The following is a 15,080-nucleotide window of genomic DNA, read 5'->3' as shown; positions in this document are numbered from 1 at the left end:
GGTGATTTCATGAAAATCAAAAATAAAAGAAATTTTAACAGATATTCAGCTCTATTAATTATAATGACTTTAATATTCACTTCTATTTTATCTAGAATAGTTTTTCTTCAAGTTGTAAAAGGAGAAGATTTCAAAGCAAAGGCAGATAGCAATTCTATAAGAGAAATCCCTGAAGCTGCACCTAGGGGAAAAATTTTTGATAGTAATGGAAGTGTGCTTGCTACCAATACTCAAAGTTATGTTTTAGTCTATAATCAAACTGATGAAAGTGACAAGACCTTTTTCCAAACTATGGACAAGGTATTTAAAATTTTAGATGAGAATGGAGAAACTCAACAAGATGATTTTGAGTTAAAAATTAATCCTTATAGATTTGAATTTAGAAGTGATGATCCGCATACCAAAAAAAATCTTGAGTTAAGATTTAAGAAAGATAGAGGATTAGATGATGAAGTAATAAAGAAGTTATTTAAGGGTAAGAAAAAAGATCAACTTACAGAAGCAGATAACGCTAAAGTTGATGAAGAATTATTAAAGATAACACCAGAAGAAACTTTTAAGTATCTCGTAAAGAAGTATAAAATAGATGATAAAAAATATACTCTGGAACAGCAGAGAAGGTTTATGATAATAAAAGATACTTCTAAGATGAATAGTTTTTCTGGATATAAACCAGTAACTATTGCCAGTAACATAAAGAAGAGTACTGCTTTAGTGTTTTTACAAATGCTAAATGAGCTCCCAGGAATTGATGTAAATACTGAGCCTATTAGAACTTACCCTAATGGTGAACTTGGATCTGCATTCCTTGGTTATATATCTAAAATAACTTCTGATGATGATAAATACAGTGAAAAGGGATATGACACTAGTACGGATTATATAGGGGCTGCAGGATTAGAGTCTGGATTTGAAGACAGACTAAAAGGTTCTAAAGGTGGTAAAATTGTTAAGCTCAATAAACAAGGAAGAATAATTGAAGAACTTGGGAGCAGGGATTCATATCCAGGTCAAAGTCTTGGGTTAACTATAGATAAAGATGTTCAAGCAGCTGCAGAAAAAGCACTTGATAGTAAAATGGCTGAATTAAGAGCAAATCCTTCTTCACAGCAGGGATCTAATACGGCTAATGCTACAAGAGGAGCAGCAGTAGTTTTAGATGTAAATACAGGCGGTGTAATAGCACTTGCAAGTAGACCAGGATATGACCCTAATTTATTTTCAACCCCGGGCGGGTTAAATACAGATTTATACAATAAGTTTTTCAATCCTGACCTTGGAGCGTTTGGTAAGCAGTATATAGAACAAAGGGGATTAATGGCATATTATCCAGGGCAAAGTGAAGATGACGTATTAAATACTCTTTTTCCTATAGATAAAAGTATAAAAAATAATGCTGCAATAAGAAAAGATCCTTATGATATATATCCAAAACCGTTTTATAATTATGCTACTCAATCACTTATACCGCCGGGATCTACATTTAAACCTATGACTGCAATAGCAGGTCTGCAAAGTGGAGTAATAACTCCTGGATTTGTAGTAGATGATGAAGGTGTATTTGATAAAGGTGGAGGACATATTACGCAGTTTAAGTTAGATGGAGCAAATGGGCCAGTTGATTTGATATCTGCAATTCAAAAATCAAGTAACCCATATTTTATGACAGTAGGTAAATTGATTAGAGAAACTATAGGAAGTGATGGACTTGCTAAATATGCATGGAAATTTGGACTTGGGGTTCCACCTAATTCAAATGTTAAGCCATCAACTGGTATAGAAATACCAGAAGCTTTTGGTCAGGTATTTAATATGTGGTCCATGAAGAATTTGTATGCTAATACTTATTTATATAAGACAATGGAAACATTAAAATCTGGCGGAGATAATGGATTCAAATTTACACCTATAGATTTATATGATGATAATAATGATTCAAGTAAAGTTAAAGATATAAAGAAAAAATTAAAACAATCAATACAAGATGCAATAAAGAATGGAAACAGTGCATTTAATAAGGATAGCTGCAGCAGTATGTTAACTGATTTAATACAAGAAGATCCTAAGTACAAAGATAAGAATATTTCCGATAAGGATATAAAATCTATGATATCTTGTATTTATTATATAACAGTTTCTGATGCAAACAGTCAAATTAATGTTGGGGCACCTATATATGATGCTTCCATAGGTCAAGGTATGGATCAGTTTACCCCACTTCAAATTGCAAATTACATTGCAACACTGGCAAATGGGGGAACTAGATATAAAGTTCATCTTGTAGATAAAATTTTGAATCCAGATGGCAAGGTGATTGAACAAAATAAACCTGAAGTAGTAGAAAAAACAGGAATTAGTCCTGAAAATATAGCAGCAGTTAAAGCTGGAATGGCTGCTGTTAATGAAAAAGGTACTGCTGCTGGTGCATTTCAAAATTTCCCTATACCAACTGCAGGAAAAACTGGTACAGCTAGTATGAACAACCAGGAAGCTGTTGGAAGAACCGATTATTCAGTATATGTTGGATTTGCACCATTAGACAATCCTAAGATAGCAGTATGTATTGTAATGTTTGATGGCGGTCAAGGAGCTCAAAGTGCTTATATTGCTAGGGATATATATTCTGCATACTTTAAACTAAACAATAATTCAAGTGATCAAACAAATAGCGGAGATTCAGGTGCTCAAACAAATAGTGATGCTTCAAGTTCTCAAGCTAATAGCAGTGATTCAAGTTCTCAAACTAGCAGCAGCGGTCAATAAATAATTTGTAATATAAAAATATTGCGGTGCAATATTTTTGAGAGTACAGAGGACAAAAAAACATAGAACATAGGACATAGGACAGTGAAGGTGAGTTTTCTTCCTTATGTCAGAAAACTAATTTATTTTTTAGGTTTGTTTTGCTAATGCAAAACAAACCTAAGCAGGCATCTAAAAATCATAGATTTTAGATGCCTGCTTACTTGGGAGAGTACTTCCCAAGAAACAAAATAACATGAGTTTCTTTTAAATTAAAGATTTTTGATAATTCGTTTCGCTAAAGCGAAACACTGCTAACTTATATAAATTTAAAGATTCTTTTGCGTTAGCAAAAAATCAACCTTCATTGTCCTCTGTATTTTGTCTTTTGCATTTTGAGGTAAGTATTTACAATGATGAATATTTTTCCAACTTTCCAATTATATCTTAAATAAATTATGTTTTATGATAAAATATAATTAAATAGTACAAACTTAGAAGGATTTATAAATATTGCGTTGAAATATAAATAAAATGGGTGGCTTTTACTGGAGGTCTAATATGGTAGATGATAGTATAGTAATTAAAGGCAATAAAGAGGGGATTAATGCAGTTATAAATATGAATAAGTTTAAAGATTTTGATGAAATGATTGAAACTTTAATTGGAAAGTTGTCAAGAGGAAAAGTCTTTTATAGAGGTGCTACTCTTAAAATAACGACTGAACTACAGTATATAAACCAAAAAGAGTTTCGTAAGTTAAAGAATATACTATTTGAACAATTTTTGATAAAGGATTGTATACTGGAAGATAGTCAAGAAAAAAAGGTTAGGGCATTTACAGGAATTTATGAAGGACGTACTAAGTTTTTAAGAAAGACAGTAAGAAGCGGTCAAATTATAAATTACAATGGTAATGTAGTAATAATAGGAGATGTTAATGCAGGCGCAGAAATTTATGCAGGGGGCAATGTAATTATATTAGGGGCGCTAAGGGGGTATGTGCATGCAGGATTTGGAGGTAATACCAGGGCCTTGGTAGCGGCTTTTTATCTTCAACCTGAAATACTTCAAATAGCAAACATAATGACAAGATCACCAGAAGACAGTGTTAAACCTCAGTATCCAGAAGTTGCTAAAGTTAAAGGTGATACGATAATTGTAGAACCATATTTACCCAACAAATTTATTTAATGGAGGTATTTTAAATGGGAGAAGCTATTGTAGTGACGTCAGGCAAAGGCGGAGTTGGAAAAACAACTACCACAGCCAATGTTGGTACGGCATTAGCGTCATTTGGAAAAAGTGTAGTAGTAGTAGATGGAGATACAGGACTTAGAAATCTTGATGTCTTAATGGGACTTGAAAATAGAATTGTGTTTACATTAATAGATGTGGTAGAAGATAAATGCAGGTTAAAACAAGCTCTCATAAAAGATAAAAGATTATCTAATCTCTACTTACTTCCAACTGCTCAAACTAGAGATAAGAATGATGTTAGTAAAGAGCAGATGACGAAACTTGTACAGGACTTAAAAAAAGAATTTGACTATGTAATGATAGATTGTCCAGCAGGTATAGAACAAGGATTTGAGAATGCTGTAGCTGGAGCAGATAGAGCTTTAGTTGTCGTTAATCCAGAAGTTACTTCTGTAAGGGACTCAGATAGGGTTATAGGAAAGTTAGATTCAAAAGGTTTAGACATGCATCAGCTTGTAATAAACAGAATAAATTATGATATGACTAAAAATGGGGAAATGCTTGACATTAATGATATATTGGATAGTTTAGCTATAGAGCTTGTAGGTGTAGTTCCTGATGATAGAAGTATTACTATTTCGACAAATAAAGGAGAACCAATAGTTTTAGATAATACGGCAGCGTCAGGACAAGCATTTAAAAATATAGCCAGGCGAATAATGGGTGAGAAGGTTCCACTTATGAATTTAGAATCAGCTAATAAAAGCTTTTTTTCAAGTTTTAAAAAGCTCTTTGGCATAAAATAGGGAGGTAATATCATGGATTTATTTAAGATGTTTTCTTCAAAGCCGTCCTCCAAGGAATTAGCTAAGGATCGTTTGCGATTAATATTAATACATGATAGATCTAATGTCTCACCAGATTTATTAGAGTCAATAAAGGAAGATATATTGAAAGTACTTTCGAAATATGTAGAAATTGATTCAGAAGAAATAGATGTAAAAATGACGAAAATGGAGGAAATAGAAGGGGATTCACCAGCTCTAATTGCAAGTATTCCAATAAAGAGAATAAAGAGATAATATAAAGAAGCTATGTTAAATTTACATAGCTTTTTTTAAAATTTGTGGTATAATCATATTTGTATTGGAGGGATGAGATTTATGTTGCAAAAAATTGCTGTTAATAAAAAATTAGTAAAAGAAGTAGACTTTTTGTCTATTATTATAGTAACAATTATAGTAGTATTTGGATCTCTCAATATTTATAGTGCTACGCATATGAAGTTTGGCACTTACTTTTTAAAAGCTCAACTTTTATGGCTTATTGTTGGAATTGTGATAGTATTTTTAATTTTGTTGTTTGATTATTCTTTAATTAAAAATTATGCTCATATAATATATTGGTCCGGCATATTTTTACTTATATTAAATGATACTGTATTTAAGTCTACTATAAATGGTGCATCATCATGGATGAAAATAGGTTCTTTTCAGTTTCAACCTTCTGAATTTGCAAGACTTGGAATGATTATAATGATTGCAAAGCAGCTGGATGATATGGAGGGAAATATCAATAATATTAGAAACTTCCTTAAGCTTACAATGTATGCTGTGATACCTATGATTCTTTTATTAAAACAGCCGGATATGGGAATGACTATGATTTACTTCTTCTCGGTTTTAGGAATGTATTTTATAGCGGGTTTGAACTTAAAAGTTATTGGCGGCGGCTTTCTAGGATTAGTTGCACTTGTAACAGCAATATGGAATTCCCCATTAATGCAGGAATATTGGAAGACTAGATTGACATCATTTTTGAGTCCAGAATCGGACGAGCTTGGATCAGGAAATCAGCTTATATCTTCTCAAATAGGAATAGGTTCAAGTGGATTTTTTGGAAAAGGCTTTCTAAAAGGAACTCAAGTAGGCGGAGGATTTGTACCGGAAGCACATACAGACTTTATATTTTCGGTAGTTGGAGAGGAATGGGGTATTTTAGGTGCAGTATTCCTTATAATTTTGTATTCTATATTAATATATAGATTTATAAAAATATCCAAGAGCTCCAAGGATATTTTTGGATCAGTAATGTGTATTGGAATTATATCAGCTATGTTGTTTTCAATATTTCAAAACATTGGAATGACAATAGGAATAATGCCAATAACAGGTATAACACTTCCTTTCATGAGTTATGGAGGAAGTTCTATGATAACTAATTTCATGGGAGTAGGTTTAATTTTAAGTGTTGGGATGAGAAGGAAAAAAATTAATTTTTAAGGAGAATAATTATGAGAATTGCATTTATCGCACATGATAAGAAAAAAGATGACATAGTAGATTTTGTAAAAAGGTATGAAGATGTATTCAAGGATCATGAAATTTTTGCAACAGGTACTACTGGAAGACTTATAAGTGAGATAGTAGGGTTAAAAGTTCATAGATTTCTTTCAGGACCATTAGGTGGAGATCAAGAAATTGGTGCAATGGTAGCTGAAGGCAATATGGATTTCGTTATATTTTTGAGAGACCCTCTTACAGCACAACCTCATGAGCCAGATATTTCAGCATTACTTAGAATATGTGATGTCCACTGCGTTCCACTTGCAACAAATCTTGGATCAGCAGAAGTTTTTGTAAAGGCTCTTAAAGATCATAATTAACAGATAAATTGTGAATCCTAACAACAAAGCGTTGTTAGGATTCTTTTTATTAACAAAACGTTTAGATTTATTAAATAACTATGCTATTTAAAAAAGTCGTCATTTATTGTACAATATTGAGAGATATATTTTTTAGAAAGGAAAGGTTTAAGCATGGACAAAAGAAAACCCAAAGGTAGTAAAAAAACACCTATTTGGAAGACAATGATGTTTTTTTTAGTATTTGAGTTGATATTTACTGGAGTAACAGCTCCACTTTTGATATTTTATGGACCATTTCAAAATGTTAAGAAAACAGTAGTAGGTGCTGCTATGACTACATTAAGTCATCAGTTTATTGCTAAATTCTTTTTATCAGATGCTGAAATAAATAAGATTTTAGGTGAAAATAGTATTGACAATTTAGAACAAACTGATTTAACACAGCTAAAATTTGAAAATAATCATGATGATAGTATAGAAAGAGAAGAAATTAGTGATGGAAAGAAATTTAAAGGATATATGCTTATTGTGCATGATCCTACTAGAGTAAAGGTTGGATATAGTAAAAAGCTGGGTGTAGAAGGAGAAATGACAAGCCAGATAGCTAAAGACAATAAAGCAATAGCAGCTATAAATGCAGGAGGATTTGTAGATAGTTCATCTCAAGATAGTAAATGGACTGGAACAGGAGGAAAACCTATAGGAATACTTATGAGTAATGATAAAATTGTATATAATGATATAAGCAATCCAAATTCTAAAAATGATACTGTCGCAATTACTAAAGATGGAGTATTGTTAGTAGGACCACATAGTTTAAATGAAATGACTTCACTTGGAGTTACAGATGCCATATCATTTGGACCAGCCTTGGTTATAGATGGAAAAGGAACTATAAAGTCAGGTGATGGCGGCTGGGGAGTAGCTCCAAGGACTGCTATTGGACAAAGAAAGGATGGTTCAATATTACTCTTAGTTATAGATGGAAGACAAACTAGAAGCTTAGGAGCTACTTTGAAAGATGTGCAAAATATAATGTTACAATATGGTGCAGTAAATGCTTCAAATTTGGATGGAGGATCTTCTTCAACTATGTACTATGGCGGAGAGATACAGAATAATCCTTGTGATCCGTTAGGTGAGAGATCTATTCCGTCAGCCATTTATGTTAAGTCCTAGCTAAAATGTATATGAAGGAGAATTCAAGATGAAGGTTTTTAAAAAAATTGTGCTGTGGGTTGTCATATCACTGACTTTGCAGATGTCTGGACTTTTTTATGCAAATAATTATATTTTAACTTCGGATACAGCTCCTATAAAGACTAAGAAAATAGTTAAAAAGACAACTAAAAGTCCAGAAATAAAAATTGATATACCTGATGAAGCTAAAAATATAAGTTTATCTTATGATGGAAGATTTGCAGCATATTATACTGATGATGGTTTAAAGGTAATAGATACTAAAAACGGACAGCAAAAAAATGTAGACTTTGGCAGCGATACACAGGTATCATTTTACAAATGGATTCCAAATAGAAATAGAATGCTTATAGCAGAAAAATCTAATTTAAAACTTGAATCTAATCTTACATTAGCTTATTATGATGTTGATAAAAATGTAAAAGAAGACATAAAAGAATTGGATTGGGCTGATAAAAATTCAGAAGTTGAAGATATACAAGCGTCGCCACTTACAAATGTTATATATGTAAAAGTAGCTAACAGTGGAAAAAGAAGCAGCATATATTGGATAAATGTAATGAAAGAATTAAAAAAGGTTGAAACAAAGGCATATATGATAGGAAACATAGAAATAATACCTCATGAGGATAAGTTAGTATATGAAGATTTAACTTATCATAAGATATATGCAACAGATCAAGAACAATCTATTGACGTAGATGGAGTAGATAATCCTTCCCTGCTTGGAATAGATGATGATGATAATATATATATAGGTGAATCAGACGGAGATAAGGTTTCTAAAATATTTTATGGAAATATTAAAGAAAACACAAGCAATTTTAAATCTATAGATTTAAACAGTCCATTTGATAAAAATGATATATATGTGAATAGTCAAGGAAATATATATGTAAATGATAATTTTAAGGGAATTGTAACAGAAATGAAAAATGGGAAACAATATAAATATCCAGGTACATTTATACAGATATATGATAATGGAATTGCTTCAGTAAGTGATGGAAAGTTATTGAAGACCTCAATTGATTAAACATTTAAGAAGGGATGATTTTATTGAACAATTGGTTACTACAAAAAATACTTATAATACCTGCTGTACTAATAGGGTTGACTTTTCATGAATATGCTCATGCATTAGCTGCAGATAGGCTTGGGGATAAAACTCCTAAATTTCAAGGAAGGCTTACTTTAAATCCTTTTGTTCATATAGATATACTAGGATTTTTGATGATTATATTGGTTGGTTTTGGATGGGCTAAGCCTGTAGAAACAAATCCAGGTGCATTAAAGAACAGGTATAAAGATGATTTAAAGGTTTCTTTTGCAGGACCTCTTGCCAATTTAATACTGGCATTTGTTGGAGCAGTGATTGTTGGCGTAATAGCTAAGTTTGGTGCAATTTTATTTACTAATATTCCAACGCTGTACAGTATAATTATAAGTATATTTTCAGCTGTTGTAAGTATTAACTGCATGCTTTTCGTATTTAACTTAATACCTATACCAGGTTTAGATGGTTTTCATATTTTGAGGGACTTATTTCCTTCAACTTATTTCAAAATTTCAGATACACTATATAGATATCAACTTATAATATTATTGATTTTTATAGCTACTCCTTTGGCTAATTATATAGTTGGAGTTCCTTCAGCACTTTTATATAGTTTATTTATGAAAATTGTAAATTTAATAATATAAGTAAAAAACGCAGCAAATATTAGTGTAATAAAGGAGAATATTTTATAATATGAGACTTAGAAAAAAGTGGTGGGCTAGACCGGAGATGGAAGCTAGTCATTTAACTATCATAAATCCTGCTCAAAAAAAGGGACTGTGGCATGAAGAATTTAAAAACAATAATGATATATATTTAGAACTCGGCTGTGGAAGAGGTAAGTTCTTAGTTACTAATGCAGAAAATAATAAGGATATAAACTACGTAGGAATTGATTTAAAAGATGAAGTCTTGATATATGCACTTAAAAAACTCAAAGAATCTAAAATTGAAAATGCTAGAATAGTACCAATGAATATAGGTAATATTGAAGATATTTTTGATAAAAATGAAGTGAGCAGGATATACATAAATTTTTGTAATCCATGGCCTAAGAGGAGACATAAAAATAGAAGACTCACTCATACAGTATTTTTAAATAAATACAGGAAGTTTTTAAAATTATCAAGCGAAATATGGTTTAAAACAGATAATGAGGAACTTTTTAATGAATCATTAGAATATTTTCGTGAAAATGACTTTACTATAAAGTATTTAACATATGATTTGCATAACAGTGGATTTAATAAAAATGTTTTTACAGAGTATGAGGAAAAGTTTACAGGTCTTGGTATGAAGACTATGTTTCTCATAGCAAAGATGAATGTAATCAGGTAAAATAACTGCAGTATGTAATTTGCATATACTGTGTATCAAATATTGTGGTCGGCATATGTGGTTTATAATTCCAAACTTAATTCATACTCCGAGATATATATGTAAAGTTCAGCACGTTAAAAAGTTTTAGCAAGTCTAAAGTTTGTATTTTGAAAATTTAAGAAGATTAAATAAACTCGCAAGCTCAGTCGGACTAACTTATCAATTACCATTGATAAGTCGCTCGTTAAAGGTCATTTAGACCTTTAACCAATATTTAATCTTCTAAAATTTTCTAAAATACTTCACTAAGACTTGCATAAAAAACTTTTTAAATGTGCTTTCACTTTACATATATATATCTGCGTATGAATTAAGTTTTTTCTTATAAATCATATATGCAAATCTGCCACAATATTTGGTAATCAAGTGAATTATATATCCTTAATTATTTCCTCATTTGATGGTTTTATGGACGGTAGTTCCTTGAAATACATATTTTTGTGGGCTTTTATTGATGTAATTAAATTAATCTAAAGCTAGCCGATGAGGGGCTGTGAGTTTGAATTTATTTTAGTGCAGCATAAATTGTAGAAGAAGCTATAAAAATTATTGGTGAAGATAATGTTTATAATTATAGTGCAGACGGTACTATGACACAGATTACCAATAAAATAGAATGTAATGAGGATATAATTAATAGAATAAAGTGAGGTGTGAGTAAATGAACATGACTGAATTTAAAGAAATGATTTTTAAAGCAACAATAGAAGGCATAATGAAAATTTATGGCTTTGATAAAAAGGTTTCTGAAAAGCTTGTTGCTGAATCAGGACTTGATTGGTCTATTGAAGTAGCACCCGATATGGTAGCTCATTGCTCGCAGGAACAACTTGTGGATATGGTGATGGGATAGTAAGCAGGAAGCTATACTTTAATATAAAAGATCAAGCAATAAATACCAGGGTAGAAATACTCTGTTTTTTATTACCCGAAATTATGGCTTATTGAGAGGGGCATCAAGAGATTAAGCGAGTTTGCGAGAACTAGGGGGGATTTTGAAATTTAGGCGAATAAATCAACAAATCTGAATGTACAGATATTATTTGATAAATTAATAATGCAGTATTTAATGACATTTTTATTTCTATTCATTTCATTGATATTATATATAAAAATGTAAAAAGATATTGACATTTGCCCTTATTAATTGTTAAAATTAAAATGTAAGATGTTTTTTACATTTTAAGGCCTATATTAAATTTAAGTGGAGCGAAATTATTATGAGGAAAATGGATGAAATGGAAATGAGTATTAGCTTAAAGGCGATAAAATTTGCTTGGGCTTATACTATTATATTTTTGGCAATTTGGATGATATACAATGTCACTCATGGAAAAGAATTTGAAGTAATTAGTTTTCTTATAGTAACTCAGAATATTATTTTAATGGCAGTTGAATATTTTTTGAAATGGAAGATTGGTAGAAATGAAAAATAACATAAAAGTTTTACGAAAACAACTTGGGCTTAGACAGGAAGATGTGGCAAATGCTTTAAATGTAACGAGACAAACTATAAATGCTATTGAAAATAATAAATACAATCCTACGTTAGAGTTAGCTATGAAACTAGCTAAATTATTAAATACTACAGTAGATGAATTATTTACACTTTGTGATTAATAGGGGGAATATTATAAAATGAAAGTTTCTAATTATATATCTATTGCAATAGTAGCGGTAATGCTACTCGGATCGTTAATTGGTCTATTTTTTATAGGTGGATATACATTGAAAACTAAGTATATAATTCTTATGGCAATGTGTGTATCTTTAGTTGTTAATTCCATATATCAAAAATTTTTTGCTAAGAAAATAGATGAAGATGAAAGAAATATTAGAATTGAAAATATGGCTAAAGCTAAGGCATTTGATATTATGGGAATAGTATTTAGTATTATTACAATTATATATATTTTGTTAAAATCAAATTCATTTGTGATCTTACTTACAATTTCAGCATATGTATTTATTTTTATGGTTTACATTGTATACTTCTCTAAATATCATAAAGAGATGTGATTACATTAATATAATTCTTTGAATATAGTTGTGTTTGTGTGTTCATAATACAAGGATTATGTTGATGTATTACAAATTTACGATAGATAGGTTGTATTTTTATATTTCTTAAAAGATGTGACAACTAAGATTTTGGAGTCATTATAAAATTGTAATTTAATTGTAAAGGAGTTTCGTATGAAAAATTTAGGAACAGTAAAGATAGAAACGGAAAGATTGATATTACGAAAATTTACATTATCAGATACAGATGATATGTATAAAAATTGGGCAAGTGATGATGAAGTAACCAAATTTTTAAGTTGGCCAACTCATAAAGATTTAGAAGTAAGTCGCAAAGTAATTGACACATGGATAAAAGATTATGCAAGTGATAAAAACTACCAATGGTGCATTGAGTTTAAAAGCATAGGAGAAGCGATTGGTAGTATTGGTGTAGTTAACTATAGGGAAAATATAGAAGCTGTAGAAATAGGTTATTGCATTGGACGCAAATATTGGAATCAAGGTATAACTTCAGAAGCACTTAAAGCTTTAATAAAATTTTTCTTTCAAGAAGTGGGGGCTAATCGTATAGAGGCAAAGCATGATTTACTTAATTCTAATTCGGGTAAAGTAATGATTAAATGTGGAATGAAATATGAAGGAACAGGAATAAAAGCAGGTAGAAATAATACGGGAATTTGTGATGAAGTAATGTATGGAATAATAAATCCACGAGAACGTACCTAGATTTGATTTACACAAATCTAGGTACGTTCTTCGTGCATGATTATATTTCATAGCTTTATATAGTTGTTTATGCTAGTGGAGCAAACATTCTTAGAATAGATTCAATAACCTTCTTTAGAAAACTTCTTTTTTCCCAAACATCTTTATCTATTCTGTGTGATACTTCTAGAGTTTTAATAAAATCCTCATGAATATCTTTTATTATGGGAACATTATACATATAAGTTGCACATTCAAAATGTAAGTATAAACTTCTATAATCCATATTTATAGTTCCAACTACTGCACATTCATCATCAGATAGAAATGTTTTTCCATGAATAAATCCCGGTGTATATTCATATATTTTTACTCCGGCTTCAAGCAATTTATCATAATGAGATCTAGTCAAAATCTGTATGACTTTTTTATCTGGAATAAAAGGAGTTATTATTCTTACATCAACCCCTTTTTTAGCTGCTAGAGATAAAGCAAGTAACATTTCATAGCCTATTATCAAATATGGAGTTGTGATATAAATATAGTCTTTAGCACTATTTATAATACTTAAATACACATCTTCTGCAATATCATCGCGTTTTGTAGGGCCGCTGTCATAAGGAACTACAATACCTTGACTTTTTTCTGGCTTGGCTGCAACTTTATATTTCTCAAAATCTTCTTTTTCTTTGGTTATAGATTGCCACATTTCTAGGAACATTGCGGTAAAGCTGTAAACTGCTTGCCCCTGTAAACATGTAGACATATCTTTCCAATATCCATATTTCTTATATGAATTTATATATTCGTCGCCTATATTAAATCCTCCATTAAAGGCAACTTTTCCATCGATTATTGTTACTTTTCTGTGATCCCTGTAATTTAACATAAGATCTAAAATTATTTTAAAAGGATTAAAAACTTTTAATTTTATATTATTTGACTTAGCTGATTTTTTTAAACCACTTGGAAAAACAAATAGAGAGCCCACGTAATCTACTAAAATTCTTACTTCTACTCCACTATTGGCTTTTTCTTTTAAAATTTTAAAAATTTCGTCCCACATTTTACTTTCCGAAATTATAAAGTATTCTAAGAAGATAAACTTTTTTGCTTTTTTTAATTCTACAAGGAGTCTTTTATACATATCTTCTCCTGAGGAAAAATATTCAATCTTTGTGTTTGAGTAAGTTACACAATTACTGACATTTTTAATAAGTCTTGTTTCATTGTATCTTACTTTATTTTCTTTTTTTAAAGAATAAAGCATTTCTTCGTCTTCATCGGGAAATATGTTTTCATTTACGTTCATTTTATTAATTTTATTCAAAGTATACATTATCCCAATTCTAGCCAAGATGTAGACAATAACTCCTACTACAGGAATCAGCAGTATTAAAAGAATCCAGCTAATTTTATAAGATGTATTTTCGTCTTTGTAATTTAAGTGAATTACGCAAAGAATACTTATAACCTCGAAGAAGGCAAAGTAATATAAAGAAAATACATGAAATGTATTATAAATCAGTGCCATAAATACAAACTGAAATACTATCCAAAATATTAAAATTATAAGTTTTAAAACTGAAGTAAATATTCTTCTTTCACTCAATATTAGCACCTACTTTTGAATTACTATTATATTTTATTATAGTTACAATAAATCAAAAGTGCTAAGATTTTTTCTTAAAGGAAGTGCCGCAAGCATTACAGGTTATGGTTATTCTTCCTTTATGTTTAGGGACTCTTAATTTTTGTGAACAATTGGGACATTTAAATATTTTATAGTATTTATGATCATTCATAGAATATTTAAATTTACTGAACCTTTTAGCTATTGGTAAGATAAAATTTTCATAAGCTTGTAACTCATTATATCTCTTATATTTATTTTTAGAAAGACATCTCCATGTGGCATATATGAAAAACACAAATCCTAATGCAGCTGTATGTTTAAATAGTGATAAAATTAATCCACCAATATATAGGTGAGTGGAAAGCTTATCAATACCATAACTTTCTCTAAAATAATAAGAAAGTTTGTTTAAAACGTTTTTCAAAATAATCAACTCCTTAAATTAATTTTGTATAAGTAAGTCTTTGATGAATAAGAAGTTATAA

The 15,080-nt window shown here is 30.2% G+C and carries 17 protein-coding genes; 15 read left to right on the top strand and 2 right to left on the bottom strand.

From position 1 onward, the window contains the following. Positions 1–9: 9 nt before the first annotated feature. The 15 genes from EBB51_RS09400 to EBB51_RS09330 all read left to right on the top strand — a co-directional run bounded on the left by EBB51_RS09400 (position 10) and on the right by EBB51_RS09330 (position 12,980). Positions 10–2,763, top strand: coding sequence for a penicillin-binding transpeptidase domain-containing protein (locus EBB51_RS09400; RefSeq protein ID WP_123054234.1), 2,754 nt, complete (start codon positions 10–12; stop codon positions 2,761–2,763). 540 nt (positions 2,764–3,303) lie between these two features. Next, positions 3,304–3,936, top strand: a complete 633-nt coding sequence (minC, locus tag EBB51_RS09395; RefSeq protein WP_123054233.1) for a septum site-determining protein MinC — start codon at positions 3,304–3,306, stop codon at positions 3,934–3,936. Between the two features lie 14 nt (positions 3,937–3,950). After that, positions 3,951–4,748 (top strand): septum site-determining protein MinD, encoded by a 798-nt coding sequence (gene minD, locus EBB51_RS09390; protein ID WP_123054232.1) that lies wholly within the window; start codon positions 3,951–3,953, stop codon positions 4,746–4,748. Between the two features lie 12 nt (positions 4,749–4,760). After that, positions 4,761–5,024: a cell division topological specificity factor MinE gene (minE, locus tag EBB51_RS09385; RefSeq protein WP_123054231.1), complete on the top strand. Its 264-nt coding sequence runs from the start codon at positions 4,761–4,763 to the stop codon at positions 5,022–5,024. A gap of 81 nt (positions 5,025–5,105) precedes the next feature. After that, the gene (gene rodA, locus EBB51_RS09380) at positions 5,106–6,224 is read left to right on the top strand and encodes a rod shape-determining protein RodA (RefSeq protein WP_123054230.1); all 1,119 of its coding nucleotides are present in this window, start codon (positions 5,106–5,108) and stop codon (positions 6,222–6,224) included. 11 nt (positions 6,225–6,235) lie between these two features. Next, a complete protein-coding gene (mgsA, locus tag EBB51_RS09375) occupies positions 6,236–6,607 on the top strand; it encodes a methylglyoxal synthase (RefSeq protein ID WP_123054229.1) in 372 nt (123 codons plus the stop codon). 153 nt (positions 6,608–6,760) lie between these two features. Continuing rightward, entirely contained in the window at positions 6,761–7,768 is a 1,008-nt protein-coding gene (locus EBB51_RS09370) for a phosphodiester glycosidase family protein (protein ID WP_123054228.1), read from the top strand. A gap of 28 nt (positions 7,769–7,796) precedes the next feature. Beyond that, positions 7,797–8,825, top strand: a complete 1,029-nt coding sequence (locus EBB51_RS09365; RefSeq protein WP_123054227.1) for a hypothetical protein — start codon at positions 7,797–7,799, stop codon at positions 8,823–8,825. A 17-nt stretch (positions 8,826–8,842) separates the two neighbouring features. Further along, positions 8,843–9,493 carry a site-2 protease family protein gene (locus EBB51_RS09360; protein ID WP_190285364.1) on the top strand — a complete coding sequence of 217 codons (651 nt, stop codon included), beginning with the start codon at positions 8,843–8,845 and terminating at the stop codon, positions 9,491–9,493. Between the two features lie 49 nt (positions 9,494–9,542). Beyond that, entirely contained in the window at positions 9,543–10,187 is a 645-nt protein-coding gene (gene trmB, locus EBB51_RS09355; protein WP_123054225.1) for a tRNA (guanosine(46)-N7)-methyltransferase TrmB, read from the top strand. A gap of 703 nt (positions 10,188–10,890) precedes the next feature. After that, a complete protein-coding gene (locus tag EBB51_RS09350; RefSeq protein WP_123054224.1) occupies positions 10,891–11,082 on the top strand; it encodes a hypothetical protein in 192 nt (63 codons plus the stop codon). 367 nt (positions 11,083–11,449) lie between these two features. Continuing rightward, positions 11,450–11,665, top strand: a complete 216-nt coding sequence (locus EBB51_RS09345; protein WP_123054223.1) for a hypothetical protein — start codon at positions 11,450–11,452, stop codon at positions 11,663–11,665. Further along, positions 11,655–11,849 (top strand): helix-turn-helix transcriptional regulator, encoded by a 195-nt coding sequence (locus tag EBB51_RS09340; protein ID WP_123054222.1) that lies wholly within the window; start codon positions 11,655–11,657, stop codon positions 11,847–11,849. Before EBB51_RS09345 ends, EBB51_RS09340 begins: the two co-directional genes overlap by 11 nt. 18 nt (positions 11,850–11,867) lie before the next feature. After that, positions 11,868–12,248 (top strand): hypothetical protein, encoded by a 381-nt coding sequence (locus tag EBB51_RS09335; RefSeq protein ID WP_243103824.1) that lies wholly within the window; start codon positions 11,868–11,870, stop codon positions 12,246–12,248. A gap of 177 nt (positions 12,249–12,425) precedes the next feature. Further along, positions 12,426–12,980 carry a GNAT family N-acetyltransferase gene (locus EBB51_RS09330; RefSeq protein WP_123054221.1) on the top strand — a complete coding sequence of 185 codons (555 nt, stop codon included), beginning with the start codon at positions 12,426–12,428 and terminating at the stop codon, positions 12,978–12,980. 67 nt (positions 12,981–13,047) lie between these two features. On the opposite strand, the gene cls is transcribed toward EBB51_RS09330, so the two are convergent. Further along, positions 13,048–14,571 (bottom strand): cardiolipin synthase, encoded by a 1,524-nt coding sequence (gene cls / locus EBB51_RS09325; RefSeq protein ID WP_123054220.1) that lies wholly within the window; start codon positions 14,569–14,571, stop codon positions 13,048–13,050. 61 nt (positions 14,572–14,632) lie between these two features. After that, positions 14,633–15,019, bottom strand: coding sequence for a hypothetical protein (locus tag EBB51_RS09320; RefSeq protein WP_123054219.1), 387 nt, complete (start codon positions 15,017–15,019; stop codon positions 14,633–14,635). Positions 15,020–15,080: the final 61 nt, after the last annotated feature.

This window comes from Clostridium sp. JN-1, from assembly GCF_003718715.1.
GTDB lineage: Bacteria > Bacillota > Clostridia > Clostridiales > Clostridiaceae > Clostridium_AV.
This window is presented reverse-complemented; position numbering and strand designations above follow the sequence as displayed.

Coding starts and splice junctions, on each gene's coding strand:
- EBB51_RS09400 (WP_123054234.1), top strand. CDS start 10: ATGAAAATCAAAAATAAAAGAAATTTTAACAGATATTCAGCTCTATTA.
- minC (WP_123054233.1), top strand. CDS start 3,304: ATGGTAGATGATAGTATAGTAATTAAAGGCAATAAAGAGGGGATTAAT.
- minD (WP_123054232.1), top strand. CDS start 3,951: ATGGGAGAAGCTATTGTAGTGACGTCAGGCAAAGGCGGAGTTGGAAAA.
- minE (WP_123054231.1), top strand. CDS start 4,761: ATGGATTTATTTAAGATGTTTTCTTCAAAGCCGTCCTCCAAGGAATTA.
- rodA (WP_123054230.1), top strand. CDS start 5,106: ATGTTGCAAAAAATTGCTGTTAATAAAAAATTAGTAAAAGAAGTAGAC.
- mgsA (WP_123054229.1), top strand. CDS start 6,236: ATGAGAATTGCATTTATCGCACATGATAAGAAAAAAGATGACATAGTA.
- EBB51_RS09370 (WP_123054228.1), top strand. CDS start 6,761: ATGGACAAAAGAAAACCCAAAGGTAGTAAAAAAACACCTATTTGGAAG.
- EBB51_RS09365 (WP_123054227.1), top strand. CDS start 7,797: ATGAAGGTTTTTAAAAAAATTGTGCTGTGGGTTGTCATATCACTGACT.
- trmB (WP_123054225.1), top strand. CDS start 9,543: ATGAGACTTAGAAAAAAGTGGTGGGCTAGACCGGAGATGGAAGCTAGT.
- EBB51_RS09350 (WP_123054224.1), top strand. CDS start 10,891: ATGAACATGACTGAATTTAAAGAAATGATTTTTAAAGCAACAATAGAA.
- EBB51_RS09345 (WP_123054223.1), top strand. CDS start 11,450: ATGAGGAAAATGGATGAAATGGAAATGAGTATTAGCTTAAAGGCGATA.
- EBB51_RS09340 (WP_123054222.1), top strand. CDS start 11,655: ATGAAAAATAACATAAAAGTTTTACGAAAACAACTTGGGCTTAGACAG.
- EBB51_RS09335 (WP_243103824.1), top strand. CDS start 11,868: ATGAAAGTTTCTAATTATATATCTATTGCAATAGTAGCGGTAATGCTA.
- EBB51_RS09330 (WP_123054221.1), top strand. CDS start 12,426: ATGAAAAATTTAGGAACAGTAAAGATAGAAACGGAAAGATTGATATTA.